The organism is Terricaulis silvestris (assembly GCF_009792355.1).
In the GTDB taxonomy this organism is placed as follows: Bacteria; Pseudomonadota; Alphaproteobacteria; order Caulobacterales; family Aquidulcibacteraceae; genus Vitreimonas; species Vitreimonas silvestris.
Genome location: NZ_CP047045.1, coordinates 1,821,066 through 1,846,770, shown reverse-complemented (window position 1 = coordinate 1,846,770; position 25,705 = coordinate 1,821,066). Strand labels below are relative to the sequence as shown.

29 protein-coding genes are annotated in these 25,705 nt (G+C 64.2%); 9 read left to right on the top strand and 20 right to left on the bottom strand.

Translation table 11 applies throughout. The features are described from left to right. Positions 1–99 precede the first annotated feature (99 nt). Both DSM104635_RS09405 and folE read left to right on the top strand, forming a co-directional pair. Positions 100–1,545 (top strand): SLC13 family permease, encoded by a 1,446-nt coding sequence (locus DSM104635_RS09405; RefSeq protein ID WP_158765953.1) that lies wholly within the window; start codon positions 100–102, stop codon positions 1,543–1,545. Between the two features lie 35 nt (positions 1,546–1,580). Next, positions 1,581–2,156, top strand: coding sequence for a GTP cyclohydrolase I FolE (gene folE, locus DSM104635_RS09400; RefSeq protein WP_158765952.1), 576 nt, complete (start codon positions 1,581–1,583; stop codon positions 2,154–2,156). On the opposite strand, the gene gshB is transcribed toward folE, so the two are convergent. The 4 genes from gshB to DSM104635_RS09380 are packed head-to-tail and all read right to left on the bottom strand — an operon-like array spanning position 2,153 to position 6,381. Continuing rightward, a complete protein-coding gene (gene gshB / locus DSM104635_RS09395; RefSeq protein WP_158765951.1) occupies positions 2,153–3,091 on the bottom strand; it encodes a glutathione synthase in 939 nt (312 codons plus the stop codon). The two genes, folE and gshB, sit on opposite strands and share 4 nt — an antisense overlap. Positions 3,092–3,098: 7 nt before the next feature. Then, positions 3,099–3,662 (bottom strand): hypothetical protein, encoded by a 564-nt coding sequence (locus DSM104635_RS09390; RefSeq protein WP_158765950.1) that lies wholly within the window; start codon positions 3,660–3,662, stop codon positions 3,099–3,101. Positions 3,663–3,664: 2 nt separating this feature from the next. Next, on the bottom strand, positions 3,665–5,044 hold the full coding sequence (locus DSM104635_RS09385; RefSeq protein ID WP_158765949.1) for a class II 3-deoxy-7-phosphoheptulonate synthase: 1,380 nt from the start codon (positions 5,042–5,044) through the stop codon (positions 3,665–3,667). A gap of 11 nt (positions 5,045–5,055) precedes the next feature. Next, complete coding sequence (locus DSM104635_RS09380) at positions 5,056–6,381, bottom strand: MgtC/SapB family protein (protein ID WP_158765948.1); 1,326 nt, start codon at positions 6,379–6,381, stop codon at positions 5,056–5,058. A 163-nt stretch (positions 6,382–6,544) separates the two neighbouring features. On the opposite strand from DSM104635_RS09380, the gene DSM104635_RS09375 reads away from it, so the two are divergent. From DSM104635_RS09375 to msrB, 3 genes are read left to right on the top strand one after another with little or no spacing between them, the layout of a single operon-like run. Beyond that, positions 6,545–7,816 carry an AAA family ATPase gene (locus DSM104635_RS09375; RefSeq protein WP_158765947.1) on the top strand — a complete coding sequence of 424 codons (1,272 nt, stop codon included), beginning with the start codon at positions 6,545–6,547 and terminating at the stop codon, positions 7,814–7,816. Continuing rightward, positions 7,813–8,217 carry a hypothetical protein gene (locus tag DSM104635_RS09370; RefSeq protein WP_158765946.1) on the top strand — a complete coding sequence of 135 codons (405 nt, stop codon included), beginning with the start codon at positions 7,813–7,815 and terminating at the stop codon, positions 8,215–8,217. Before DSM104635_RS09375 ends, DSM104635_RS09370 begins: the two co-directional genes overlap by 4 nt. Before the next feature lie 50 nt (positions 8,218–8,267). After that, positions 8,268–8,735, top strand: coding sequence for a peptide-methionine (R)-S-oxide reductase MsrB (msrB, locus tag DSM104635_RS09365; protein WP_158765945.1), 468 nt, complete (start codon positions 8,268–8,270; stop codon positions 8,733–8,735). On the opposite strand, the gene DSM104635_RS09360 is transcribed toward msrB, so the two are convergent. Beyond that, a complete protein-coding gene (locus tag DSM104635_RS09360; protein WP_158765944.1) occupies positions 8,732–8,953 on the bottom strand; it encodes a hypothetical protein in 222 nt (73 codons plus the stop codon). The two genes, msrB and DSM104635_RS09360, sit on opposite strands and share 4 nt — an antisense overlap. A 238-nt stretch (positions 8,954–9,191) precedes the next feature. Here DSM104635_RS09360 and DSM104635_RS09355 point away from each other — a divergent pair, with 238 nt between their 5' ends. After that, the gene (locus DSM104635_RS09355; protein WP_158765943.1) at positions 9,192–9,935 is read left to right on the top strand and encodes an arginyltransferase; all 744 of its coding nucleotides are present in this window, start codon (positions 9,192–9,194) and stop codon (positions 9,933–9,935) included. 39 nt (positions 9,936–9,974) lie between these two features. Next, a complete protein-coding gene (locus tag DSM104635_RS09350; protein WP_158765942.1) occupies positions 9,975–10,463 on the top strand; it encodes a cupin domain-containing protein in 489 nt (162 codons plus the stop codon). Here DSM104635_RS09350 and DSM104635_RS09345 read toward each other — a convergent pair whose 3' ends face one another. The 12 genes from DSM104635_RS09345 to DSM104635_RS09290 form a co-directional block, all read right to left on the bottom strand. Then, positions 10,464–10,988 (bottom strand): hypothetical protein, encoded by a 525-nt coding sequence (locus tag DSM104635_RS09345; protein ID WP_158765941.1) that lies wholly within the window; start codon positions 10,986–10,988, stop codon positions 10,464–10,466. Positions 10,989–11,151: 163 nt separating this feature from the next. Further along, on the bottom strand, positions 11,152–11,631 hold the full coding sequence (locus DSM104635_RS09340) for a DUF992 domain-containing protein (RefSeq protein WP_158765940.1): 480 nt from the start codon (positions 11,629–11,631) through the stop codon (positions 11,152–11,154). A gap of 837 nt (positions 11,632–12,468) precedes the next feature. Beyond that, entirely contained in the window at positions 12,469–12,936 is a 468-nt protein-coding gene (locus DSM104635_RS09335; RefSeq protein WP_158765939.1) for a GNAT family N-acetyltransferase, read from the bottom strand. Positions 12,937–13,061: 125 nt separating this feature from the next. Then, on the bottom strand, positions 13,062–13,970 hold the full coding sequence (locus tag DSM104635_RS09330; protein ID WP_158765938.1) for an Imm63 family immunity protein: 909 nt from the start codon (positions 13,968–13,970) through the stop codon (positions 13,062–13,064). Between the two features lie 7 nt (positions 13,971–13,977). Then, positions 13,978–15,510, bottom strand: coding sequence for an acyl-CoA carboxylase subunit beta (locus DSM104635_RS09325; RefSeq protein ID WP_158765937.1), 1,533 nt, complete (start codon positions 15,508–15,510; stop codon positions 13,978–13,980). Between the two features lie 7 nt (positions 15,511–15,517). Further along, entirely contained in the window at positions 15,518–16,222 is a 705-nt protein-coding gene (locus tag DSM104635_RS09320; protein ID WP_158765936.1) for an ATP12 family protein, read from the bottom strand. Next, positions 16,219–16,671 (bottom strand): cupin domain-containing protein, encoded by a 453-nt coding sequence (locus tag DSM104635_RS09315; protein ID WP_158765935.1) that lies wholly within the window; start codon positions 16,669–16,671, stop codon positions 16,219–16,221. Before DSM104635_RS09315 ends, DSM104635_RS09320 begins: the two co-directional genes overlap by 4 nt. Positions 16,672–16,692: 21 nt before the next feature. Next, positions 16,693–18,498 carry a 2OG-Fe(II) oxygenase family protein gene (locus DSM104635_RS09310; protein WP_158765934.1) on the bottom strand — a complete coding sequence of 602 codons (1,806 nt, stop codon included), beginning with the start codon at positions 18,496–18,498 and terminating at the stop codon, positions 16,693–16,695. Beyond that, positions 18,495–19,493 carry an RluA family pseudouridine synthase gene (locus DSM104635_RS09305; protein WP_158765933.1) on the bottom strand — a complete coding sequence of 333 codons (999 nt, stop codon included), beginning with the start codon at positions 19,491–19,493 and terminating at the stop codon, positions 18,495–18,497. The genes DSM104635_RS09310 and DSM104635_RS09305 overlap by 4 nt, the downstream gene beginning before the upstream one ends. Next, the gene (crcB, locus tag DSM104635_RS09300) at positions 19,490–19,849 is read right to left on the bottom strand and encodes a fluoride efflux transporter CrcB (protein ID WP_158765932.1); all 360 of its coding nucleotides are present in this window, start codon (positions 19,847–19,849) and stop codon (positions 19,490–19,492) included. The genes DSM104635_RS09305 and crcB overlap by 4 nt, the downstream gene beginning before the upstream one ends. Then, entirely contained in the window at positions 19,850–20,353 is a 504-nt protein-coding gene (locus tag DSM104635_RS09295) for a CC0125/CC1285 family lipoprotein (protein WP_158765931.1), read from the bottom strand. It lies immediately after the preceding gene. 31 nt (positions 20,354–20,384) lie between these two features. Next, positions 20,385–21,122: an RluA family pseudouridine synthase gene (locus DSM104635_RS09290; protein ID WP_158765930.1), complete on the bottom strand. Its 738-nt coding sequence runs from the start codon at positions 21,120–21,122 to the stop codon at positions 20,385–20,387. Between DSM104635_RS09290 and DSM104635_RS09285 the strand changes: the two genes are divergently transcribed. Beyond that, a complete protein-coding gene (locus DSM104635_RS09285) occupies positions 21,121–21,519 on the top strand; it encodes a hypothetical protein (RefSeq protein ID WP_158765929.1) in 399 nt (132 codons plus the stop codon). The genes DSM104635_RS09290 and DSM104635_RS09285 overlap by 2 nt on opposite strands. A 2-nt stretch (positions 21,520–21,521) precedes the next feature. Here DSM104635_RS09285 and DSM104635_RS09280 read toward each other — a convergent pair whose 3' ends face one another. Further along, the gene (locus DSM104635_RS09280) at positions 21,522–22,268 is read right to left on the bottom strand and encodes an SIR2 family NAD-dependent protein deacylase (RefSeq protein ID WP_158765928.1); all 747 of its coding nucleotides are present in this window, start codon (positions 22,266–22,268) and stop codon (positions 21,522–21,524) included. Between the two features lie 152 nt (positions 22,269–22,420). Further along, entirely contained in the window at positions 22,421–23,722 is a 1,302-nt protein-coding gene (locus tag DSM104635_RS09275; protein WP_158765927.1) for a replication-associated recombination protein A, read from the bottom strand. A 35-nt stretch (positions 23,723–23,757) separates the two neighbouring features. Here DSM104635_RS09275 and DSM104635_RS09270 point away from each other — a divergent pair, with 35 nt between their 5' ends. After that, positions 23,758–24,168: a VOC family protein gene (locus DSM104635_RS09270; RefSeq protein WP_158765926.1), complete on the top strand. Its 411-nt coding sequence runs from the start codon at positions 23,758–23,760 to the stop codon at positions 24,166–24,168. Positions 24,169–24,173: 5 nt separating this feature from the next. On the opposite strand, the gene DSM104635_RS09265 is transcribed toward DSM104635_RS09270, so the two are convergent. Further along, the gene (locus DSM104635_RS09265) at positions 24,174–25,646 is read right to left on the bottom strand and encodes a Do family serine endopeptidase (RefSeq protein ID WP_228445997.1); all 1,473 of its coding nucleotides are present in this window, start codon (positions 25,644–25,646) and stop codon (positions 24,174–24,176) included. Positions 25,647–25,705 lie beyond the last annotated feature (59 nt).

Genomic DNA, 25,705 nt, shown 5'->3' with positions numbered 1-25,705 from the left:
CTCCCGTTCAATCGCTCCAGGGATGCCGCCGGAGCCCCGGCCGGATGCTCGACGCGGTGAGATTCGATGGGTACAGCGCTTAGAGGGCGGAGACGAACGATGGCGGGCACCGAAATCATCGGCGAGAGCACCGGCTTTGGCCGCATAGGCCGTTGGATCGGCCTCATCCTCGGCCCGGCGCTCGCCATCGGCCTCCAACTCATCCCGCCGCCAGAGGGGCTGTCTGTCGAAGCATGGCGCGTCGTCTCGCTCGCGGCGCTCATGGTCGTCTTCTGGGTCACCGAGGCAATCCCGATTTCGGCGACCGCGCTTCTGCCGATCGCCGCATTGCCGCTGATCGGCGCCGCCAGCATCGGTGAAGCGACGGCTCCCTACGCTGACCAGATCGTCTTTCTGTTCATCGGCGGTTTCATTCTGGCGGCCTGCGTCGAGCGTTGGCATTTGCATGAACGCATCGCGCTCTCCATCGCCTCGGTCGCCGGCGGACGGCCCATTGCGCTCGTGGCCGCCTTCATGATCGCGTCCGCGCTCATTTCCATGTGGATTTCCAACACCGCAACCACGCTGATGCTGGCGCCGATCGCCATCGGCGCTGCGCGCGCACTGTCCGCTGACGGCAAAGCCGATCTTGCCCTTGGTGGCGCGTTGACGCTCGGCGTCGCTCACGCGGCCACCATTGGCGGCATCGGCACGCCGGTCGGCACGCCGACTAACCTCATCGCCATCGCCTTCTTCGAACGGGCGGGCGAACCGATTGCGTTCATCGATTGGATGGCGCGCGCCATTCCGATCATGCTGCTGATGCTGCCGGTCGCGTGGCTGCTGTTGTGCCTGCCTCTGTTTGGCCGCACGGCTCATGCGCGGTTCGACGCCATCGGCGCCGTTGTGAAAGACGCACTGGCGAAACTCGGGCGCATCACAGCGCCGGAGGTTCGTATCGGCGCTGTGTTCGCCTTGGTCGCACTCGCGTGGATGACGCGCACCGAACTCGTGAAAATCCCCGGCCTCGCGGACCTCACTGACACCGGCATCGCCATGATCGGCGCTCTAGCATTGTTCTTCATTCCGTCCGGACGCGGTCAAAGCGAAAAGCTGATCGACTGGAAGACGGCCGAACGCATTCCGTGGGGCATCGCGATTCTCTTTGGCGGCGGGCTTTCGCTCGCCGCGGCGATGCAAAGCACTGGCCTTGCAGCCTGGATCGGTGAATGGATCGCCGGCCTCGACGGCGTCAGCGCATTCGGCCTCGTGGCGCTCCTCGTCGTGGTGACAATTCTAATTTCCGAACTCGCGAGCAATGTCGCGACGCTCACGTCGATGCTGCCGGTCGTCGCCGCGGTCGCCGGCGCGACCGACACGCCGCTGCAGCCGCTGGCGTTCCCGGTCGCGCTCGCCGCGAGCTTCGCCTTCATGCTGCCGGTCGCGACAGCGCCGAACGCGATCGCCTATTCGTCGGGGCTCGTGACATTGAAGCGCATGCTCGCCGTCGGCTTCGGCCTCAACGTCGCGGCGATCGTGCTGATCATGTCGTTTGCGGCGGGTTGACGGAACTAGCCCCGGCGCGCACCGGTTAGCACGTCATGACGAAACGAACACAAGCGGAAGCCGAAGCAGCGGTGCGCGTCCTCATCGAATGGGCTGGCGAAGACCCCGACCGCGAAGGCTTGGTCGAAACGCCCGCCCGCGTCGCACGCTCCTACAAACAACTTTTCGCCGGATACGCTGAGGACCCGCGCGACTATCTGGAAAAGACATTCGAGGAGGTCGGCGGTTACGACGAACTGATCGTGCTGCGCGACATCCGCGTTGTCAGTTTCTGCGAACACCACATGCTGCCGTTCCTCGGCCGCGCCCACGTCGGCTATCTGCCGACCAACCGCGTCGTCGGCATCTCTAAGCTCGCGCGCGTCGTGAACGGCTTTGCGCGACGCATGCAGATTCAGGAGAAGCTGACGGCGGAAATCGCCGAAGCGATCCAGGAAGTGCTGCAACCGCAAGGAGTCGGCGTGATCATCGAAGCCGAGCATTCCTGCATGACCATGCGTGGGGTTAACACGCCTGGCTCAAACCTGATCACATCGCGCCTCATGGGCGTGATCCGGGATGACCCGCGAACGCGCGATGAGTTTCTGCGCATCGCGCGCGAACATTACTAGACCAGCTTTTCGACGCGATCCCAAAACGCCTTCGGCAGGTCGAGACCGCTGAATCGCTGCAGCTCCTGCGCCAAGGTCGGCGACGTCACGTTGATCTCAATCAGCTTGCCCGCGATGACGTCGAGGCCGGCGAAGACGATGCCCTCGCGCTCTAGCAACGGCGCGACCGCTTTGACGATGCGCCGATCATCGTCATCCAGCTCGCCCGCCTCGGCCTTGCCGCCGACGTGCAGATTGGCGCGGAAGTCACCCTCTTTCGGCACGCGCCGCAATGCCGCAAACGGCTCTCCGCCGATCACGAACACGCGCTTGTCGCCGCCACTCACCGCGGGCAGAAATTCTTGCGCCAGGATCGGCTCGCGACCGGCAGCGGCGAGGAACGCTTTCGCCTTGTCGCGAAAGCCCGCCTCCGACGCCGCCAATTTGATCACGCCGTCGCCGCCCATCAGGAAAAGCACCTTCAGCACCACCTGATCGAAGCGTTTCGAAAACGCCTCCAGCGCATCGAGATCGCGCCCGACCCAAGTCGTGGGCGTCAGCTCCGGAAACTGCAGGATCGACATCTTCTCGGAGATGTTGCGGATGCCGGGCGGCGGGTTGATCACCAGCGCCTTGGTCAGCTCCAGCAAATAGGTGTTCGACACATAGCCCATGTCGAATGGCGGATCCTGGCGCACCAGGATGATGTCGAAATCATCCGCAGCGCGCACCGCTTCTTCGTGCGTCTCGTAGTGCTTGCCCTCGTCGAAGCTCACAGACACGCGTCGCGCCCGTGCCTTCACCACGCCTGTGTCGTAGAACAGATCGTTCGGCGCCCACCACCACAGTTCGTGCCCGCGCGTCTGCGCTTCCACCATGAGCGCAAGCGAAGTGTCATGGTTCACGATCATCTTCTCGATCGGATCCATCTGCACGGCGATACGAAGTGACTTCACGGAGATGCTATTTCCTGTCTGGCGCCGCGTCGGCAAACGGCGTGAGTTCCAGATAGTCATCCGACGTCACGCTGCCACCCGCAAGCGCCGGATAAACGACGTTCTGGTAGAACGCGAGCAATTGTTCGCGCGTCGTAAATCGGCACTCGCCGTACGCCATCGCCTGACAATACGCCTCCGTCGGCTTCGAGCCATCCGGAGCATCGAACGCAGAAGGGCTTGAGTAGATCCGATAGCCAGCGCCATCCGCCCACATGAAGGCGTAGATGCGAACGTCGCTGCCCTGCTCCTGCTGCCATTGCACGATGTAATCATCAGCCGACGTTTCAGGCACATCAATGAACAACAGGCCCGCCAATGTATCGTCGGCGTGATTGCGCTCTGTAAGCTCGTACTCGGCGCCGCGAAGCTGGAAGGTTACGTCCATCACCTCGTCGCCCGGCGCCTGCCAAACATAACGCGCGCCATCGGCGATCGGCTGACTGGCATCGGCAGCGCCGAAGAAAGCGCGCTCGGAGCTGAACGCGCATGCGGAGAGCACCAAGAGCGCCGCGAACGCCACCTTACGCATTATCACCCTGCCTTGGCGCTGCGCCCATTGGTGCGCTGACCGCGCAATTGCTCCGCGATGAGAAACGCCAGATCGAGCGCCTGTTGGCCATTGAGGCGCGGATCGCAATGCGTGTGATAGCGGCTGGAGAGATCCTCCTCCGTCACTGCGGCGGCGCCACCCAAGCATTCCGTGACCTGCTGACCCGTCATCTCGACGTGCACGCCGCCCGGATAGGCGCCTTCCGCCGGCAGAATGCTGGTGAAGGCACGCACCTCGGCGAGGATGCGATCGAATGGCCGCGTCTTGAATCCATTTTCAGTCTTAAGCGTATTGCCGTGCATCGGATCACACGACCACACCACGTTGCGCCCGGCTTTCGTCACCGCGCGCGCTAGCTTCGGCAACCCAGCTTCCACTTTATCCGAACCAAACCGCGCAATCAGCGTGAGCCGGCCCGGCTCGTCGTTCGGGTTCAAGACATCGATCAGCCGCAGCAACTCATCCGGGTCGAGCGACGGGCCGCACTTGATGCCGATCGGGTTCTTGATGCCGCGCGCAAACTCGACATGCGCCCCATCCGGCTGCCGCGTGCGATCGCCGATCCAGACGAAGTGCGCGCTGGTGTCGTACCAATCGCCCGTCGTGGAATCGACGCGCGTCATCGCCTCTTCGTAGCCGAGCAGCAGCGCTTCGTGGCTGGTGTAGACGTCCACCTGCTTCATCTGCGGCACGCTCTCGGGCGTAATCCCGCACGCTTCCATGAAGTCGATCGCTTCCGAGATGCGATCCGCAATCTCTTGGTAGCGTTTGCCTTGCGGGCTATCGGCGACGAAGCCGACCATCCAGCGATGCACGTTGTGCAGATCGGCATAACCGCCGTTGGCGAACGCGCGGATCAAGTTCAGCGTCGCGGCCGATTGCGAATACGCCTTGATCAGCCGCTCGGGGTCGGGTGTCCGCGATTCCGGCGTGAAGTCCATGCCGTTGATGTTGTCGCCGCGATAGGAGGGGAGCGTAACGCCGTCCTTGGTCTCGGTCAGCTCCGAACGCGGCTTGCCGAACTGACCCGCGAGGCGCCCGATCTTCACCACCGGACGCGAAGCCGCGAACGTCAGCACGACGCTCATCGCCATCAGCGTGCGGAAGGTGTCGCGGATGTTGTCGGGGTGGAATTCCTTGAAGCTCTCGGCGCAATCACCGCCTTGGAGCAGGAACGCCTTGCCGGCGGCGACCTCGGCAAGCTTTGCCTTCAAGTTGCGCGCCTCTCCGGCGAACACTAGCGGCGGGTACGAGCGCAACTGATGCTCGACGCGCGTGAGCGCCTCCGGATCGGGATAATCCGTCGGGATGTGCTTGGCGGGCTTCGAGCGCCAGCCGGCGGGGGTCCATTTTTCGCGCATTGTCAGAGTACTTAGCCCAGCAATGAGGGCGCGAGCGAGGCCCCTTGTCTGAACATGGGCGTAAGAAAGGGCGTGACCAAGAACCAAACCGCCGCAGCCGCCGCAGTCGCCGCCAGCGCCGCCGCGAAATAGAGCCCCGCATAGCGCCACCCGCCTGTCACGAAGGCGATCACACCCTTGGCCAGCGTATTCATCAGCACCGCGATCATCACCGCGTGTGCCCCGACCGCTGGGTCGAGCCCGCCGCGCACCAAACTGCCGGTCGCCAAGGTCACGGCGTCCACGTCCGCCAACCCCGCGGTCGCCGCGAACGGTAATAGCCCCGCTTGGCCAAATTCGTCCGCCACGATGCGGCCAATGATGATCACGCCACCGAGGAAGAGCGCGAACTGCGCCACCGACCACAGATCGAGCGGGCTGCGCAGCTTCTGCGAATTGTCGCCTTTGTCGCCCTCGCGATCAAAAAAGCGCAGCGCGAACGCGGCGGCGACGAACATCACGACTGCCGCCGCCAAGGCTGGCCCCGCTTCCGGAACAAGCGGCGCCGCCGTCACCGCCAGCAGCACGATAACGCGCCCAACGCTAATCGCCGCCGCGAGCGCTGCCGCGGCGGCGGCGACCATGGCGTGCGTTTCGCCTGTCTTCACCCGCCGCCCGAGCTCTGCCGTTACGACCGTCGAGGACACCAACGCACCTGCGGCCGCGCCAGCGAGGACGCCGATGTCGCCGCCCAGCACACGCACGGCGACGTAGCCAGCAAACGAAGCGCCCGCCACGAGGATCGTCAGAAACCAAAGTTCACGCGGATTGATTGCGTCCCAAGGATCGATGGTGCGGTCGGGTAGCAATGGCAGCGCAATCGCGGTGGCAGCCAAGATGAGTAACGCCGAGCGCAGCTCCTTCCACGTCACGCTATCGAGCCAATCGTGCAGCGCCTCCTTGAACGCGAGCAGACCAACCAGGGCGACTGCGACAGCCGCCGCAATCCGCAAATCGCCCCACATTGCGTAGACGCCCACCGCATAGACCAAGAGCCCCGCGATCGTGCCGGTCACCGAGACGTCGTCGTCCTTCAAGCTCTCACGCACCTTGAAGACGATAAACGCCGCCGCGAAGGCGAGCGTAATCGCGGCAAAGCCAACGGCGCCGATCGCGGGCAACAGCGCGCCCGTCGTCCCGCCCATCAGCCCGATCACGGCGTGCGTGCGCAGGCCAGCCGCGCGCGTGCCCTCGGGCGCGTCGCGATGCTTCCAGCCGCGCTCCACGCCGATCAGGAAGCCGATGCCCAGCGCGACGGCCAAACGCTGGAACATGTCTATCAGCAGCGGATCAGGCATGAGGCGGCAATGCGTTCTCGGTTCAGGTGGTTCCGGATGGTGCGCGGCGACGGTTCGTCGGGCCAATCCACGCGCCTCTCAGGCGAAGCGGTGGGCGCGGCATTGCCAAAGCGCAACCGGGCCGCCTAAGGGTTAAGGGGCTGAGGACGGGGCAGATTTCGCAATGGCGACTACGGCGTATCTCGCCTTTGAGCCGTCTGAGGAGGATGCGGCGCGCCGCGTCGCAGCTGAACTTGAGCGCAACGGCTGGAGCGTCACGCGGTCCAGTTCCGAACTTCGGGTGCAGGATCGTATTCCGGCACTGGTGCAGGCCATCGGCGAAGCGGCCGTCTTCATTGTGCTGACCTCGCCCGCGGCGCTCGACAGCGCCTGGATACAGCGCGAGGTGGTGGCCGCGCTCAATAACGGACGACCGATCCTTATCGTCCAGACGGCGGATCTCCCGCCGGACTCGTGGATTCGCGCGACGCTCGACACCAGCACCGCGATCGACCTTCGCGAGGGCACTGAATCCGAAGTGCTGACACGCATTGTCGAACGCGCACGCGCAGCGAGTGGACGTGGGCGCGTGATCGCCATGCTGAACATCAAGGGTGGTGTCGGCAAAACGGTGCTCGCCGCCAACTTGTTCGCCGCGGCGCACTTGGCCGACAAGCGCTCGATCAGCTTCATCGACCTCGACCCGCAGCACAATCTCACCCAGTATTTTCTCTCACCGGGCGAACGCAACCGCATCCGCGACCGCAATCACACCATCTACAGCATCGTCAATCCGCGCGGCGATACGAGCCTTCCCGTTGGAGACTTCGGCGGCATCGCCGTGCCGCTCAACCGGATCAAGCGCGGCAAGCAGCCGAATTTCGAACTGGTCGCCGGCGACGAGCGGCTGTTCGAATACACGCTCGACACCCGCGCCGATCGCGATAAGGCCGAGGCGTTTACACGCTTCCGCGCTCTGGTTTCGGCTCTGCGCGCGCGCTCTGATGCGGTGATCATCGATTCCAACCCCTGCGCCACCTTCCTCACGCGCCTCGCGATCACTTGCGCCGATCACATCATCGCCCCGGTCAGGCCGGAGAAGTATTCGCTCACCGGATTGAACATGCTGGAACAGGTCGTGCGCGAGGTCAGGGGAAGACCATTGCAGGCGGGGGAATTCTCCGTCCTGCTCAACGGCGTGAACGACCGCACCCGATCTGGCGAAACCGGCGATGCAGACGCGCTAACCCGCACCGAGATCGCCAATGCGCCGTTCTTCGGTGGCGCGCTCCTGCCTGACGAAGTGCCGTATTCCGCCGTCCTGCGATCGGCGCCGACGGAGCGGATTGCGGCCAACCCGATCAATGTCACGGCGATGATGCGTGTCGGCGGCCGTCCCGCGAAAGAAGCGCTGACACGCGCCGCAGCCTCAATCCTGCGCCGAGCCGGCTCATGAAGCTCAGCGCGGACCAAGCGAAGTTCCTGCGCACAGCTTTGCGCGGACGTACGCCGAAGGAGGCCAAAGCCCTCTTCGCGACGGTCCGTGCGCACGATGACAAAACGCTGCTGGCTGCCCTACGCCCGGCAAAGAAGAAACCCAAGCGCGGCGATCCGTTGGTGCGTGTGCTAGAGCAAACGCTGAAGCCGATCCTGGGTCCGGCGTCAGAGAAGGCGGACATGCTGGTTGAGCACATCGCCAAGAAGCACCGGCGTAAACTTGGGATTGAGCCCAAAGGCCTGGCCGACGCGACGAAGCACCTCCGCACCAAGTTCTCCGACGACCAGATCCGCGCAGGCGCGAAGAGCCTGGTGGCGCATCTCGCCAAGCTCTACGGGGACCGCGAGACTGTAGTGTAACCCTAAGGTCTAGGTGGACGAATGAGACCAGCCTTCCCAGGTTAGGACCCATGACAACTTCTCAATCCGGCTTCGATCTCACCCCGCCAAACGCCGACGAGCGCGCGCGCCTTGAGGCGACGCTCGACGATGAAGAACGCCGCGTGCTCCTGCACCACGGCACTGAAGCGCCGTTTTGCGGTGGCCTGCTCGGCCAGAAGAAGTCCGGCGTCTACGCGTGCCGGCTCTGCGGCTTGCCGCTGTTTCGTTGGGACGCCAAGTTCGATAGCGGCACCGGCTGGCCGTCCTTCACCGCGCCGATCGATCCCAAGCACGTGGTCGGCCTCGAGGACAACGCCTACGGCATGCGCCGAACTGAGACCCGGTGTGCGCGGTGCGACAGCCACCAGGGTCACGTCTTCCCGGATGGCCCGCGCCCGACCGGGCTGCGGTACTGCATCAATTCGGTGTCGCTGAGCTTCGTGCCGGATGGCGAGCCGCTGCCCGACCCGTTGGGCCGGGGTGATCACCTCGGTTAGTGGTGGGCCTTGCGCAGCGCTTCGATCATGCGGTCGAGGTCGCGCCGCATTGAGTGCAGGATCACGTCATCGGCGGCGCCGTCGCGGAAATTGGTCAACGCGCGCGAAACCACCTTGCCCACGAGCAGATTGGCTTCGTTGGTGTCGTTCGTGAACTGACGCGCCTTGGCTTCGAGTTCGCCGTGGCTCGACAGGATGGCCGTTACAGGTTGCGCCATGGGCGTAGCCTCTCTGCTATCCGGGCCGAACGTTCCCCCAGTCCGCGCGGCAGAGGCGGAGACTGTAACAGAGCTTTTCCCCAGAGCGGAGAGAAAACAGGCTTTCTCGCCACATTTTTAGAAGGCGGCGCAAATGCAGCGGGATGAAAGCCTTTGTTAAGCGCGTTCGGACGGAATGTACTCGTGCAGCACGCGAAGCTTGACGTGGTGAAAGGTTCGGCGACCAATATGAGCCAACGTGACTAAGCCGTTCCCAACCAAGAACCTGCGGTTCTTCCTGACTGCGCCGTCGCCCTGCCCGTATTTGCCGGGCAAGCGGGAACGCAAAGTGTTCACCGCGCTGGATGGTCTCGACGCCAGCAGTCTGCACGACGTGCTGACCAATGCCGGCTTCCGGCGCTCACAAAACATCGCTTACCGCCCTTCTTGCGACGCGTGCGAAGCGTGCGTCTCGGCGCGGGTGCCGGTTGAACGTTTCGAGTTCACTCGCCGCTGGCGCAAGATCATGACGAAGAACGCCGATCTCACGCGCGCTTTGCGTCCCGCTGAGGCCACTCAAGAGCAATTCCGTCTCCTGCGCCGCTACCTCAATTCGCGCCACGCCGAAGGCGGCATGGCCGACATGAGCTTCTCCGATTACGGCGCCATGGTCGAAGAGACGGCGGTGCGCACGCACATCGTCGAGTATCGCCACTCCGCCGGCCCCAAGAAGGGTGACCTGACCGCTGCAGCGCTCGTCGATGTGCTCGGCGACGGCCTCAGCCTCGTCTACTCCTTCTTCGATCCCGAAGAGTCCAAGCGCAGCCTGGGCATCTACAGCATCCTCGACCACATCCAGCAGGCCCGCGCCGCGGGCTTCACCCACCTCTACCTCGGCTACTGGATCCCGGGCTCTGAGAAGATGGATTATAAAGCGCACTTCCGGCCGCTTGAACTCCTGCTGGGTGGGGAATGGCGCCCCTACACACCAGTCGAGTTCTGATTATCCCACAGCTTCGGATGTGTGGGATAGATTTGGGCCATGCCTGAGTCGAAGAAGCCCCTGTGGCGCGCCGCCGAAATCCCGCACGCGATGCGGCCGTTCACGCAGAAGCTCAACCCCAACTCCCTCTTCCGCGCTGCTGGCCTCTCGCGCCTGGCGGGCATGAGCCGCGCGCATGTGAGCTTGGTGAAGCTCCCACCGGGCAAGGACAGCTTCGCATATCATGCGCACATGCTTGAGGAGGAATGGATCTACATCATCTCCGGGCGGGCCATTGCCGAGATTGACGGCAAGAGTGCGGAAGTTGGGCCGGGCGACTTCATGGGCTTTGCCACGCCTTCCGTACCGCACGTGTTGCGCAATACGTTTGAGGACGAGTGCGTCTATCTGATGGGCGGCGAGGATCGGCCGATTGATGTGGTCTCCTATCCTGAACTCGAGAAGCGCTTCCTCCTGATGCAGACCGACAAAGGCACCGAGTTCTATGAGCTTGGCGAGCCGATCAAACCCATGGGCAAGCCGGACTGATCACCACAGCACGACGCCCTGGCTCGTCCGCGCGCCGCCGGGAGCTGAGTAGGCGAGCGTTGCGCAGAGGCGGCTTTGTGTTGCGTTGGGACCGGGCGGTTCGTCGCCGGCGAAGACCAACACCGTGACTGTGTTTGCGCGCTCTCCGTAGGCGAGCGCGACGTACCCGGGCGCGGCGTCGCCGCAGAGGCCTCGTGCGTTGCCGGTGAGGGCTTGTTCGGTGACGCGGCGGAGTTCGATGGTGAGGTCGGGGCCGGTTGCGATTGTCGCGTAGCTTTGACCGTCGCGGGCGATGCGTTCTAGGCCGCTGCGCGGATTTAACGTGCGGGTGTAGAGGACGAGGCCTTTCGCAAACAAAAGACCGCCGCGCTCGATCGAGACGCCGCCGGTGGCTTCGCGGGCGGTGTTTGACGCGGCGTTGTATTGGCCGACCAACACCTCGGCGTGCGCCGGCTCGTTCGACGCGCGGGTTTCGCCACATGCCGCGAGCGCGACCGACAGTCCAAAGAGAAGCGCGCCCCGCATGCGCTGTATTTACGCCTAGCCTTCTCAGCACGCGATGCCCGGCCATCGCAAAAACGGGCTGGCTGATCGTCCCGCTTATCGGCAAACGGCAATCATCGCGGACAGTCTAACGCAGAAATGCGGCGCGGGGATAAGGCCGCACCGCATTCCTTGCGTTAGTCGCTTACCCTTGGCGCAGCGTGATGACGCCCACGCCGGCGGCGACGGCAAGGCCAGTGTTGCCTTCAACGCTGACGGGCTGCAGCGCGATCGAGCGATCGAGGCCGCCTATCAGCACGTTGGCGCCGAGGCCGACGCCGACAGTCGCCTGAGCAGACGCGCCACCGTAATCGCCTTCAAGCGCGCCGGTGGCGAGATCTGATGCAGGCGCGATGACGCCCCAGATCAGCGTGGCGTCGCTGGTGTAGCCAAGGTCGATTCCGTAGCGCGACAGTTCGCCGGTGTAGTGTTCGGTGCCGCCGTCGACAGGCTTGAACACGCAATCCATGTCGCGGTTCGAGGCAATGACGTGGCCCCAGCCTTCTTGCACATGGCATTCGAGCGTGCCGACATGCACGCCGGAACCTGCCGCTTGCGCCGGCGCGCTAATCATCGCGAACGCGGCGGCGACAACACCGGCTTTCAGAATATTCCTGATGCGCATTTCAACTCTCCTCGCATTTAAGCGTCGAGACCCTCCGATGCGGTGGAAACGAACGCGTCGCGCGTACCGTTCCGGTAACACTGGGTCGCACTGCGTGAGTGGTGTGTTTGCAACGGTTTCTGCGCAGGAACTTCATGTTCCGACACGCAACGCGCGAAGTATGGACGTGCGTTAGCCTTGTTGCGCGCGCGCGAAAAAGCGGAGAGCGGGACGCGGGTGGCTCGCGCCGGCAAAGTTTGCGCCGCGTGAACGGCGCTGATGACGCGGACCACCCGCGTCCCGTGATTGGCTTCCATCGGCTCCGCACAAGGAGGTGTTTCACTCCTCTGGCGGATCGCCGGCGGCGTGCAGGCATGCGCTGTTCGCACATGTCCCCGGTTCGCTCCTCGCGGTTTTTATCCCGCGGGCTTCAGCGCTGATGCGATACGCAACGCTTAAGAGGCTCGTTTTCGCCCTCTGGGCTTTGCGCCTGTCCGCGATCGTTTGCGGACAACATCAGAACCATCACGCTCAATCACCTCGCTCATCGCATCGGTTGAACAGCGGCCGACTGCTCTCCTGCGGAGCGATGCGCGCATGATAGTGCTGGTGGCGAGGTGTGGGATAGATTTTTGCGCGGGCCGCAAGTTGCAACGGTTTTCGCGCAATTTGTGTTGGATAGATCGCGTCTTTCCTTCTCCCGCATGGGCGGGAGAAGGTGGCCGAAGGCCGGATGAGGGTGGGAGCTGGCCAGTTTAGCGCGCCGCTAGAGTGCGCTTCATCCTGAAGCCCGCCCCCTCATCCGATCGCTTCGCGACCACCTTCTCCCCTCGCGGGGGAGAAGGGACGCGTTGAGCGCTAGAGCTTCAGGCTCATAAACACCGTGCCCTCGATCGGGCTGTCATAGTACGGCGCGATCTCTACAAACCCCAGCGCGCGGTAGAGCGTTTGCGCTTCGTGCATGGTGCTAAGCGTGTCGAGGCGCATTTCGTGGTGGCCGGCGGCGCAGGCGGCTTCGATGATGGCGTGCGCGAGCTGTTTGCCGAGGCCCATGCCCCTGCCCTCCGGCGCCACGTAGAGGCGTTTCATTTCGCAGACGGCTTCTTGGTGAAGCGGACGCATGGCGACGCATCCGAGAGCGGCGCCGTTTGCGTCGCGCGCGATCAGCAGCGCGCCGGCGGGTGGTGCGTATTTGCCGGGGAGCGACGCAAGCTCGCCGTCAAAGCCCTGGTAGCCGAGATCGATTGGGAGCGAGGCGGCGTAAGCGCGGAAGAGTTGTGTGATGGCGGGGAGATCGGTGGCAGTGAAGGAAGTGATGCTCAACATTTGCACCACACCCTACCCGTCATTCCGGACGCGCGAAGCGCGATCCGGAACCCAGGGGCCACCAGCACGTCGTCTGCCCCTGGGTTCCGGGCTCATCGCTGCGCGATGCCCCGGAATGACGAATTTCACCCATCCTTGAAGGGAAGAGTTCGCAAGATTTGCGCGTGACTCTGTGCGGTTCGCGCTGCCCACTCCGGCTTGAGTTGCGCTAACAACTCCTCTTGGATTCTAAATAGGCTACGTCTCGGATCGTCACCCTTAGCGGGGCGGCGAGCTGCCATCGCCATGTTGTGCGTAATGCCCTCGAATAGGACGTGCAGCAGGGAGTCCGAAAATTGGACTGAGCACTCTGCGGTGCAAACCCAAGGTCCGTCACTGTCGCTCTGGACGGAAAGTAAATAGCCGTCCTCGTCGTCTCCGTCATTTTCCTCCTGAAACTCGATCTGCAGCCAGGAATGCGATGAGGCAGGGCCACTCTTTGGCCCTGGCAACCAGTCTTTCGGCGCGTCAATCAAGGCACCCAGTCGAGCGATCTCCGCATACAACTCAACTAAGATTTTTCTCTGATCCTGAGGCGACAGCGCGGCAGTTCGAGCGGCCTCATTGCTCCGAAAGTCGACGAGGCCAACCGCTTCGAACTCGTCGTGCTTCTCGCCTTTGGAAACGCCGACCAGCTTCAGCACGTTGTTGATCGGTCCTATGTCGCCTTGTACCGGCCCCCAACTCACGGCACCGTTTCTGAAGAGTACGGCGCCCTGCGCGCCAGCACCGCCATGATACTCGGTCTCGATGTACGCGAACTCGCATTCGCGAGATGCCTCACTGAAGGCGATTACGAGGTTGGGCGTCAGATAGACAAACTTCTCAAATGCACCTGTAACGTCGGCATCCTTTACCGATCTAAGGTTCTGATAATCGAGCGGCAAAAACCCAAAGCCTTGCTCGAGCGCGCAGATGGCCCGACCTCCCCATTTGAGGGACAAGGCTCGGCAGATCTCCGCTTTAGCGATCACGCCGGTGATGTGATGGCCCATCACGTCCTCACAACGGAATGTTGTCGTGCTTCTTCCAGGGGTTCTCTAGTTTTTTGTTCTTGAGCGTACCCAGCGCGCGGATGATGCGTTTGCGGGTTTCGCGGGGCATGATGACGTCGTCGACGTAGCCGAGGCTTGCCGCCACGAACGGGTTGGCGAAGCGGTCGGAATATTCCTTGGTGCGGGCGGCGATCTTTTCCGGGTCGCCGATGTCGGCGCGGAAGATGATTTCGACGGCGCCCTTGGCGCCCATCACCGCGATTTCGGCTGAGGGCCAGGCGTAGTTCACGTCGCCGCGCAGGTGCTTTGAACTCATGACGTCATAGGCGCCGCCATAGGCTTTGCGCGTGATCACCGTGACTTTCGGCACCGTGGCTTCGCCGTACGCGAACAGGAGCTTCGCGCCGTGCTTGATGAGGCCGCCGAGTTCCTGGCGCGTGCCCGGCAGGAAGCCCGGCACGTCGACGAAGGTGACGATCGGAATGTTGAAGGCGTCGCAGAAGCGCACGAAACGCGCGGCTTTGCGGGAGGCGTCGATGTCGAGCACGCCCGCGAGCACCATGGGCTGGTTGGCGACGATGCCAACGGTGGAGCCGTCGAGGCGGACGAAGCCGGTCAGGATGTTTTTACCGAACTCGCTGCCGATCTCGAAGAAATCGCCTTCGTCGGCGACTTTTTCGACCAGCTCCTTCATGTCGTAGGGCTTGTTCGGATTGTCGGGGATCAGGCGATCGAGCGAGGTTTCCTCGCGCGTGACGTCATCGAAGTGCGGGCGCGTCGGCGGCTTTTCGCGATTGCTGAGCGGCAGGAAATCGATGAGGCGACGCATTTGCGTCAGCGTCTCGAAATCGTTTTCGTAAGCGCCGTCGGCGACGCCGGATTTGGCCGCATGCACGCGCGCGCCGCCGAGCTCTTCGGCTGTGACGACTTCGTTGGTAACGGTTTTCACCACGTCCGGCCCGGTGACGAACATGTAGCTCGTGTCTTTGACCATGAAGATGAAGTCGGTCATCGCTGGCGAATACACATCGCCGCCGGCGCATGGGCCCATGATGACGCTGATTTGCGGGATGACGCCGGAGGCCAGGATGTTGCGCTGGAAGATGTCGGCGTAACCGGCGAGGGATTCGACGCCCTCTTGGATGCGGGCGCCGCCGGCGTCGAAAACGCCGACGATCGGCGCGCCGTTCTTCATCGCCATGTCCTGCACTTTGCAGATCTTGGCGGCGTGCGCGCCGGAGAGCGAGCCGCCGAAGACGGTGAAGTCCTTGGAGAAGACGTAGGTGAGGCGCCCGTTGATCGTGCCCCAGCCGGTGACGACGCCGTCGCCGGGGATTTTGGTTTTCTCCATGCCGAATTCGTGGCTGCGATGTTCGACGAACATGTCGAACTCTTCGAAGCTGCCTTCATCGAGCAGAAGCTCGATGCGTTCGCGCGCGGTGAGCTTGCCTTTGGCGTGCTGGGACGCGTGGCGCTTCTCGCCCCCGCCCGCGCGCGCCGCTTCGCGCTTGGCTTCAAGGGCGGCGATGATGTCTTTCATTGGGTCCTCAGGCGTTCAGCAGCGCGATGAATCGCACAATGTTTTCGAACTCGGCGCGGTGGCTGTCTAGCCGGTCTTGGGCTTCGGCGTCTTGGCCCCATTGTTCTTGGGACCATAAGTCATCGAGCGCGGCCAGGGCGAACGCGGTTTCGGCGTCGATGCGCTGGCGGAGAAGCGCGAAGGCGATCAGCACGGAGCCGGCAAGGCCTGTCGCCTGGGCGAGCGCGGTGAGCTGGAAATCGTCAAGGGCGGCGGCGTGGGCGGCGAGCGTCTCGCGCGACTCCGACGGGACTTGGGCGGCGACAACGCCGATGACGACGGGCAGCACGACGCCGAGATCGTGGGCGGCCCAGACGACGATTGGATCCCACATCGTGCTCTGCCGCGCGACCAGCGGCGGCGGGCTCGCGGCGCGGTGGCAGACGAGATCCGTTTCGCCGAACTTGGCGATGTACTTCACGAGCTCGTCACGGCGCGCCGGTGTGTGATCGATGGCGGCGAACGCGAGTTGCGTGAGCGGCATGCTTGACGGGACGATGAACTCGCCTTGTGCAGCCCACTCCGCAGCCATCGCATCGGCAAGCGTACGCGCCGGTGCGGCGAAGGCGTCGCCGCGCGCGGTTTTGAGTCGGCGCGCGTCGAGCATGATGCCGGCGCCGTCATCGGCGACGGTTGCGTTGGTGTAGAAACGGCGCGGCAAGTCGATGGTCAAATCGGATCGCCGTTCTTGCGCACGTAGCCGCCGCGGCCGGGGAGAAATTTCATGTCGAGGTCGGAGTATTCGCCCCAATCGGTTTCGTCGCGCGAACCGACGACCAGAAAACGCGCGGGCTTGTCGGAGCGGTTCTCCAGATTGTGGCCGTCGCGCACGCCGGCTTTGAAGCCGGCGCAATCGCCCGGGCGCATGATTTCTTCACCGGCGTCGGTGACCATCACCAGCTCGCCTTCGAGCATGAACACGAACTCATCTTCCTTCTCGTGCCAATGGCGATGGCTTGACCAAACACCGGGATCGAGCGTGACGATGTTGACGCCGAACTGCGTCAGCCCCGCAGCGTCGCCGACGCGGATCCAACGGCGGTCCTTGCAGCGCTCGTTATGGGGCGGCGGGTAGCGCGTTCCCTGCCCCTTCGGCGCGGCCTCAAGATCGATCTTCTTCATGGCCGCGTTTTAGCGGGCCGCTCAGGCGGGCGCCACGTCGAAGGCGGCGGATAGGCGCTCGGAGCCCTCGAACGGCACTGTGCCGTGCCAGAAATAGGAGGGAAATAGGACGAGCGTCCCGAGTTTTGGCTCGATGAAGCGCTCCGGTGTGCACCCGGCGACGGGCCGGTTCGGTTCGCCGAACTTGAGCCAGCCGGCCTTGGGGTCGCGGCGTTTTTCGTACGGTAGCAGTGACACAAAGTAAGCGGAACTGATCCAGCCGTGGTCGTGGACATGGTTGGGCTGATAGCCCTCATGGCCGAGCCGCACTGACCACATGCTGGAGAAGCGGTAGCGCTCCTTGCGGCGGCGGCTGAGTGGATCGCCGTCTTCCGACTTGAGCCGCGAGATGTAATCACGCACGGCGCTTTCGACCGAGGCGCGGAAGGCCGTGATGTTGGGCTCGTCGATCGAGAGCAGGCTGCGGCCGGTTTGCGAACCGTGGTGGATGTGCTGATCGAGCGGGTGCGCGTTGATGCGGTGCTGACGGCGCAGCACGTCGGCGAGGGCTGCGTTGAAATTTTCCACGGTGAAGAAGCCGCGCGGCGCCGGGATTTCGTAGGTGCGGATCATGCGATCGTAGTCGCAGAGCGTCGCGTAGCCGGGTTCGCCGAGAACACGATACGCCAGCGCTTCGCAGGCGATCAGATATTGCTCGTCGGGATCGTCTTCGCGGAGCGTGCGGATGATACTCAGCGCTTCTTCCGGCATGCCAGCGCGGATCAGCGTCGAGAGTAAGTTGCGTTGGGCGGATTTTGACTTGGGATCAAGCTCTGCCACCCGCCGCAACAGCTTCAAACCATCGCGCGGACGTTCGAGTTCGTCGAGCACGATCCCGGCTGCCGTCAGCAACGGTGGCGAATCTGGCGCCAGCCGGAGCGCTTCGTCGAGAACACGAAGCGCCTTCTGGTGGTGATCGCCGCGGTGGAGCGCATCGGCGGCGGCGAGGCGCAAGGAGATATCCTTGGGGCGCCGTGCGATCTCGGCTTCGATTAGCTCAGTCGCGGCCTCGCCCGCGCCGCGCAATTCGCGCATGCGCGCGAGCGGACCGTGTAAGGTGACGGACGCTGGCCAGGTTGCAATCGCGCTTTCCAACAGCGCCTCGGCTTCTTTCTTCTTGTCGTCGGCGAAGAGCGACCGGGCGTAGTTTAGTGCTAGCTCTTGCGAGTCGACTTCCTTGTCGGCGAGCGTGGCGTAGATCTGTCGCGCTTCCTTGGCGCGGCCGACGCGGTCGAGCGCGGTGGCGTGGTTGAGCTGCAGGCCGCGCATGGTGGGCGCGTATTTGAGCGCCGTTTCGGCGGAGATAAGCGCTTCCTCGTTCTTCTCCTGTGCGCGCTGCACTTGCCCGAGCAGAGTCCAGGCCTCTGGCCCCGGTGCGGCGGCGATATAGACGCGCGCATCCTCCTCCGCGCCCGCATAATCTTCCGCCGCCATGTGGCAACGCACGACGTTGACGCGGGTCGCCGCCGCTTCGGGGACCAGCGCAAGTGCTGCGCGATAGACGCGGATGGCTTCCTTGTATTCTCCCCGCGCCTGCAGAACGACGCCGAGATCGTTGTAGTAGCCGCCCTCGTTGAAGGCGTGGGAGATGGCGGCGCGGAAATAGCGCTCAGCTTCTGCGAGCTGGTTTCGCGCGCGCTTGATCAGGCCCATCAGGTGCAGCGCTTTGGCGTCGCTGCCGAGTTGACCGATGACGGGGGAAAGCACCTGCTCGGCGCCGACAGCGTCGCCTTTGTTCAGCAGCTCGCGGCTGGCTTGCGCAAACGCGGCGGCTTCCGCGAGTCTCATTTTCGCGCCGCTTGCGGGAATGGCGCGAACGGGTCGCGCTCGTCGCGCTCGTCAAAGCCCAGCATGTCGAACGCGGCGACCATGTGCGGCGAGAGCTTGGCGGTGACGTTGAGCTCGCCGCCGGACGGATGCGGCAGCCGCAAGGCGCGAGCGTGCAGCAAGAGCTGGTCCTGGAGATCGTTCGGCGTGGGGCGATCGCTTCTGTATTTGGGATCGCCGGCGATGGCGTGACTAAACTCGGCCATGTGAAAGCGGAGCTGGTGCGTGCGGCCGGTGACGGGGCGGAGTGCGACCCAGGAGACGCTCTGTCCTGCTTCGGAGAGCACCGCGTATTGCGTAACGGCGTGGACTGCGCCCTCTTCGCGCTGTTCGGCGGAGATCATCATTTCGCGATCGGCGTCGCGCGGGCCTGGCGCCTTGCGCATCCAGGAGCGGAGTTCGCCTACCTTCGGGCGCGGCGAGCCGAGAACGATGGCCCAGTAAATTTTATCTGTGTCGCGATCGCGGAAGGCTTCGCCAAGCCACGCCGCGGCGCGCGGGTGGCGCGCGAGCACGAGGCAGCCGGAGGTGTCGCGATCCAGGCGATGCACGAGCTTCGGGCGCTTCTCGGCGTCGAAGATTAGACCATCGAGCATGCCATCGACGTGGCGCGTGGTGTTGGTGCCGCCTTGCACGGCGAGGCCGGCGGGCTTGTTCAGAACGATGACATCGTCGTCGCGATGGATGACGAGCGAGCGGATGAAGTCGGCGTCCTTGCCGCTAATGCCGGCAGGCAAACGTTCCGTGGCTTCGGGGATCGGCGGGATGCGCACGCTTTGGCCAGGCGAGACGCGGTCGGACGCTTTCACGCGCGCGCCATCGACCCGAACCTGACCGGTGCGGATCATTTTCTCGACTTGGCCTTGGGTCAAATGCGGGTAGCGGCGGCGCAGCCAGCGGTCGATCCGCGCCACACCGTCGTCCTCATGCACTTCAATGGTCTCGACCGACCTCATACGCGCCCCAAATTCAGCCCCAGCCAGCATGCGCCAACGCTGAGCAGAAGCGAAGCTAGGGCGTAAGCGATGGCGAGGCCGGGTTGGTGCTCCAAGAGGCGCACCGTCTCCAGCGAAAACGCCGAAAAGGTGGTGAAACCGCCAAGGAGACCGACGCCTAGGAGCAGCCGCATGTTCTCACCTTCGGGGCCGACGCGCGCGGCGAGCACGCCGATGGCGAGGCCGCCTAGGACGTTCACCGCGAGCGTGCCCCATGGAAACGCGAGCCCGAACCAGCGCGCGGCGGCGATGCCCACGCCGTAGCGCGCCATTGATCCCACCGCTCCCCCGAGCGCAACCAGCAGCACCTGCATCATTCAGTACGGTTGCCTTGCGCGGAGATTGGTCGCGATCGAGCGCGCGTCGTAGGCGTTCGGATCATCGGGCTTGGGACCTTCGCCGAGACGAATTTCTAGCGTTGCTGAGCGCACAGTCGAGCCACCGCCGCCGCCGAGCGGCACGCCAATGCTGACGCTGCCGAACGAGCCGCCGCCGCCGCTCCAGCGACCGCCGCCCACGCCGACGCCAATGCTCGGCCCGCTGCGGCCGCCGCGCGACTGGCCGTCGAAGCTGCGGCGATCGCCCCAGAACCATTCCTTGCCGCGCTCGAGCGTGATGTCGGCGGCGCGCAGCAATGCGTAGTCGTGGACGAGCGATTCATTGGCGGCGCCTGGGGCGCGGTAAGTGACGAAATATCTGTTGGCTTCGATCTGGGTTTCGGAATAGCCGGCGCCGCCATCGGCGCGGGCCGGGGTGTAGGTTGGTGTCGAGGCGCAGGCGCTGAGCGCGAGCGCGGCAGCGATGGCGAGGGAGCGGAGCATGGGGAGGTCCTTCCGGCTTTCAGTCACTCTATCAAGTTTCTGGGGCCACGGCGGTTTCAAGACCGAGTGATTGCTGCGCTTGCAGGAACGCGGGCGGCGGCGGCGCTGTGAAGGATTTACGGCCGCCGGCGGGATGCGGGATGTCGAGGGCTGCGGCGTGGAGTGTCAGGCTGGGGATTTCGACGCCCGCGACGCTGAAGAGGCCGCCGTATTTGCCGTCGCCGGCGATGGGGTGGCCGATGGCCGCGAGATGGGCGCGGAGCTGGTGCATGCGGCCGGTTTCGGGGGTGAGTTCGAGGAGTGCTGCGGCTGGCGTGGCGGTGAGCGTGCGGTAGCGCGTGAGGGCAGCTTGGCCGGTGGCGGCGATCTCCATGATGTCGAGGCCGCGACGGTTGGCTTTTTTGAGCGCCAGCGCGATCTCGCCGTCGCGCGGCTCGGGCGCGCCGCCGCAGACGATGGCGAGATAGGTTTTGTGCGCGTCGCGGTTGGCGAAGGCTTCGGAGAGGAATGCGGTTGCCGGCTTGGTGCGCGCGGCGACGATCACGCCGGAGGTTTCGCGGTCGAGGCGGTGCACGAGGCGCGGGGTTTTGCCGTTGGACTTGGCGAACTGGGTGAGCAGCGTTTCGAGCGATTGCGTAACGCCGGAGCCGCCCTGCACGGCAAGGCCAGCGGGCTTGTTGAAGACAAGCATGTACGCGTCTTCGTGGATGAGGAAATCGCGGGCGTTGGGCTGTTGATCTGATGGACCGGAAGACGCAGATTTAGACATGCCCGACCCAATCGTTCGCGAGATCAAGGCCCCTCAGATGGACACCGGCTCGCCTCGCCCAACCGTCACGGCGACGGATACTGCCCTTTCGCTTAGGTACTTCGACTTCGACGACAGCGCAGTTCAGATAGAATTCAGTGGCGCATTGGCCCACTATTTTGGGCCGCCCAACGACGAAGCATTGCACGGCCATCCTCTGGCGGCGTTCGGATTGACTCACTACGCCGCGTTCGAGGTCGACAATTCTCGATGGATCAAGGACCTCCGCGATATGAACCGGGTCCACCCCCGTCACGTAGACTCGCTGTTTGATAGCTACCGGCATTTCGTGTGGACCTTCCACGACACCACGTTCGAGTGCGTTGCAGAGTCCTTCATCGTGTCGCCCTCTTCGTGAACTCACGCCATCACCCTTAGCGTTTCGCTCATGAGCGGGCCGATTTCGGAGTTGAGAACGAGATCGGCGTAATCGTCCATGTCCGTCGACTCGCGGTTGACGATGACGAGCTTGGCGCCGTGGTGCTTGGCTTCAATCGGCAAACCCGCGGCGGGGAAGACGACCAGCGAGGAGCCTAGTACGAGGAAGAGATCGCAGGCGCGCGACTCTTCGGTTGCGCGCGTCATCTCAGCCTCCGGCATGGCTTGGCCGAACGAGATGGTGGCGGTCTTGAGTAAACCCGCGCAGTGGTCGCACACGATTTCTTCGCCGCGGCTGTAGGGCATTTCTAAAACATCGAGTTCGTGGCGCTGACCGCAATCGAGACACTTGGCGTACGTGGCGTTGCCGTGAAGCTCGATCACCTTGTCGTGTGGAGCGCCGGAATCTTGGTGCAGGTTGTCGACGTTCTGCGTGATGATGGCGCTGACTTTGCCGGCGTTGGCGAGAGTGGCCACGGCGTGGTGGCCGGCGTTTGGTTGAGCGCCGGTCCAGCCTGCCGTCTTGTTGAAGACGCGCGTCCAGGCCTCACGGCGCACGCCGGGTGATGCGACGAAGTCCTGAAACATGATGGGCTTCATCTTGCTCCAGACACCGCCCGGGCTGCGGAAGTCAGGGATGCCGCTTTCGGTCGAAATGCCGGCGCCGGTGAAGACGACGACGCGGGTTGCCTTCTTCAAAAGAGTCGCGAGCGCTTCAGCGTTGGACATGCGTGACGCCAATAGCCCCCTCTCCCTTGCGGAGAGGGGGTTGGGGGTGAGGGGCGTTCAAACATGCAGGCGCCTGAGCGTTGGAACGCCCCTCACCCCGCCGCTTCGCGGCGACCCTCTCCGCAAGGGAGAGGGTTGGTCCGCGCACGCTTCTACTCACGCTCAGCCCGCAGTTTTGCCCAGTGTTCTAGCCGTTCCTTGATGGTGCCTTCGCGGCCGCGGCCTTCGGGTTGGTAGAATTGGCGGCGGGGCATTTCGTCGGGGAAGTAGTTTTGGCCGGAGAAGCCGCCTTCAGCGTCGTGGTCGTAAGCGTAGCCGCTGCCGTAGCCGAGATCTTTCATCAGCTTGGTCGGCGCGTTGCGGATGTGCATGGGCGGGCCGAGCGTGCCGGTTTCTTGCGCGGCGCTGCGAGCCTGTTTCCAGGCGACGTAGGCGGCGTTGGATTTGGGCGCGGTGGCGAGATGGATCACGGCTTGCGCGAGATGCAGCTCGGCTTCGGGCGGGCCGATGAAGTCCACGGCGTCCTTGGCGGCGTTGCAGATCAGGAGTGCGGTGGGATCGGCGAGGCCGACATCCTCCGCGGCGGCGCGAACGAGGCGCCGCGCGATGAAGAGCAGGTCTTCACCGCCGGTGACCATGCGCGCGAGCCAATAGAGCGCGGCGTCGGGATCTGAGCCGCGAATGCTTTTGTGTAACGCGGAGATGAGATTGTAGTGTTCTTCGCGATCTTTGTCGTAAGCGGGCGCGCGCTTTTGCAGCAGCTCGCCGAGCGCCTTGGCGTCGAGCGGCGTTTGGGTTTGCAGCGCGAAGAGTTCTTCGGAGAGCGTGAGCAGATAGCGGCCGTCGCCATCGGCGAGATTGGTGAGCGCGATGCGCGCGTCATCCGTCAGCGGCACTTTGCGTCCAAACAGTGTTTCGGCGCGTTGCAGCAGCTGATCGAGCGCGCCTTCATCAAGTCGCTTTAGCACGAACACTTGCGCGCGGGAGAGCAAGGCCGCGTTGATCTCGAAGCTGGGGTTTTCGGTGGTGGCGCCGACGAGGGTGACGATGCCCTGCTCCACGTACGGCAGGAAGCCGTCTTGCTGGGCGCGGTTGAAGCGGTGAATTTCGTCAACGAACAGCAATGTCGCTTTGCCCGAGGCGCGGCGGCCTTTGGCGGTCTCGAACGCCTTCTTCAGATCGGCGACGCCGGAGAACACCGCGCTGATCTGTTGGAATTCGTGGCCCGTTTCTTCGGCGAGCAGTCGCGCGATGGTGGTTTTGCCGACGCCTGGCGGTCCCCAAAGCACCATCGACGACAGCCGCTTTTGCGCCACCATGCGGCCGATCGGGCCTTCGGGTTTCAGCAGGTGATCCTGGCCGACCACCTCGTCGAGCTTTTTTGGCCGCAGCCTTTCGGCCAGCGGCGTCGGCGCGCCCTGGTCCAGCCCCGCAGCTTGGAATAGATCGCTCATGGCTTCCTAGATAAGCCCATCATGGGAGAGAAACGATGGCTGAAGCGACATCCTCCATACCGGTTGGCGTTTACCCCTACATCACGGTCAAAGGTGGCAAGGCGGCGCTGGAGTTCTACACGCGCGCTTTTGGGGCTAGTGAGGAATTCCGCAACTACGGCCAGGATGGCGAGCGCATCATGCACGCGCGTTTTCGCGTCAACGGCCAGGCTATCCTGCTGTCGGACGATTTTCCGGAGTTTCGTGGCGGCAGTGAAGCGCCGCCGCCATCGGGCGTCACCATCCATCTAGAAGTCGACAACGCCGATCAGTGGTGGGATCGCGCCGTGAGCGCCGGCGCTGAGATCAAGATGCCCCTCGCCGACCAATTCTGGGGCGACCGCTATGGACAGCTGCGCGATCCGTACGGGCACTCGTGGTCGATCGGCGCGCCGGTGAAGAAGTAACGCGTCTAGAACCGTATCTCCGCGCGTTGCCCGCCGCGCTCGACGCCGATCACCCAAGAACGCGCGTTGGCCATGGCGCGATCGAGTTGAGCGGCGTCGCGCACCGGTTGGCCGTTGACGGCGTCGATCACGTCACCGGTGCGGAAGCCGACGCGCGCGGCGACGCCGCCGCGATCGAGGGCTTGGATGAAGACGCCGGTCTTGAACGGGTCGATGCCGTTGGCTTCGGCCGTCGCGGGCGTCAGCGTGACGACACGGGCGCCGCCGAGTGGATGGCGGCCGGTGAGCGCGCGCGCTTCGGGCGAACCACCCGGCGGCGCCTCGGCCGTCGCCGTGAGCGTGGATTGGCGACCGTTGCGCAGGACTGTGAGCGGAACGCGTGAGCCTGGGCGTTGGGTGGCGAACTGGTAACGGACGCTGGCTTCGTCGCGCACTTCGACCCCGGCGACGGTGAGGATCACATCGCCGCTGCGCAGACCGGCGCGTTCGCCGGCTGAGCGCGGGTAGAGATCGCTGACCACGGCGCCTTCGGGACGCGGTAGGCCGAGCGAGCGGGCGAGTTCTGCAGTTACGGTTTGCAGACGCGCGCCGAGCCAGGGGCGCACGACAGTGCTGCCGCCGGAGACGGCGCTTTCGACCACACGCCGCACCATCTCGGCCGGAATGGCGAAGCCGATGCCGTTGGAGCCGCCGCCTTCGGAGAAGATGGCGCTGTTCACGCCGACGAGTGCGCCGTTCATGTCGACCAACGCGCCACCCGAGTTGCCGCGATTGATGGCGGCGTCGGTCTGGATGAAGAAGGCGTAGTCGCTGACGCCGACTTCGGTGCGGGCGAGCGCCGAGATGATGCCGCTGGTGACGGTCTGCTGCAGGCCGAACGGGTTGCCGATGGCGAGCACGAGATCGCCGACTTGGGTGTCGTGCTGGGTGTCGGCGAACGGCAGCGTCGGCAGGTTCTCGCCGGCGCGGATGCGCAGCACGGCGAGATCGACGCGCGGATCGGCGAGGACGAGTTCGGCGTCGAACTCGCGGCGGTCCGAGAGCACGACCTTCAGCGATTGCGCGCCTTCGATGACGTGGTTGTTGGTGACGATGATGCCGTCGGCGCGGACGATGACGCCGGAGCCGAGCGATTGCTCTACGCGCGGCGCGGAGAAGCGGCCGAAGAACGGATCGCGCGACATGCCGCGCACGACGCGCTGGGCGTAGACGTTGACGACGGCGGGACCGGCGCGCGCGGCGACGGGCGCAAACGAAAGCTGCATCTCGCCGCGGCTGTTTGGCGCTGTGCGCGCAAGCGGCTGGGCTTGGACGAGTTGGAGGTAAGGGTCGGCGCCTTCCTGCTGGCGTTCGACGGCGGGCTGTGGGGCCACGATTTGTTGGCCGATCGGCGAGATGGCGAGTGCGCCGCCCGCGAAGCCCGCCACAATCGCCGCGAACGGCGACGCCTTCAGCAAAGTGTCACGGGTAATTTTCATCGCTGACCCCACAAAATCTCGGGGTTCGGCTTTGGCGCGGGGAATGGGCGGAAACATGG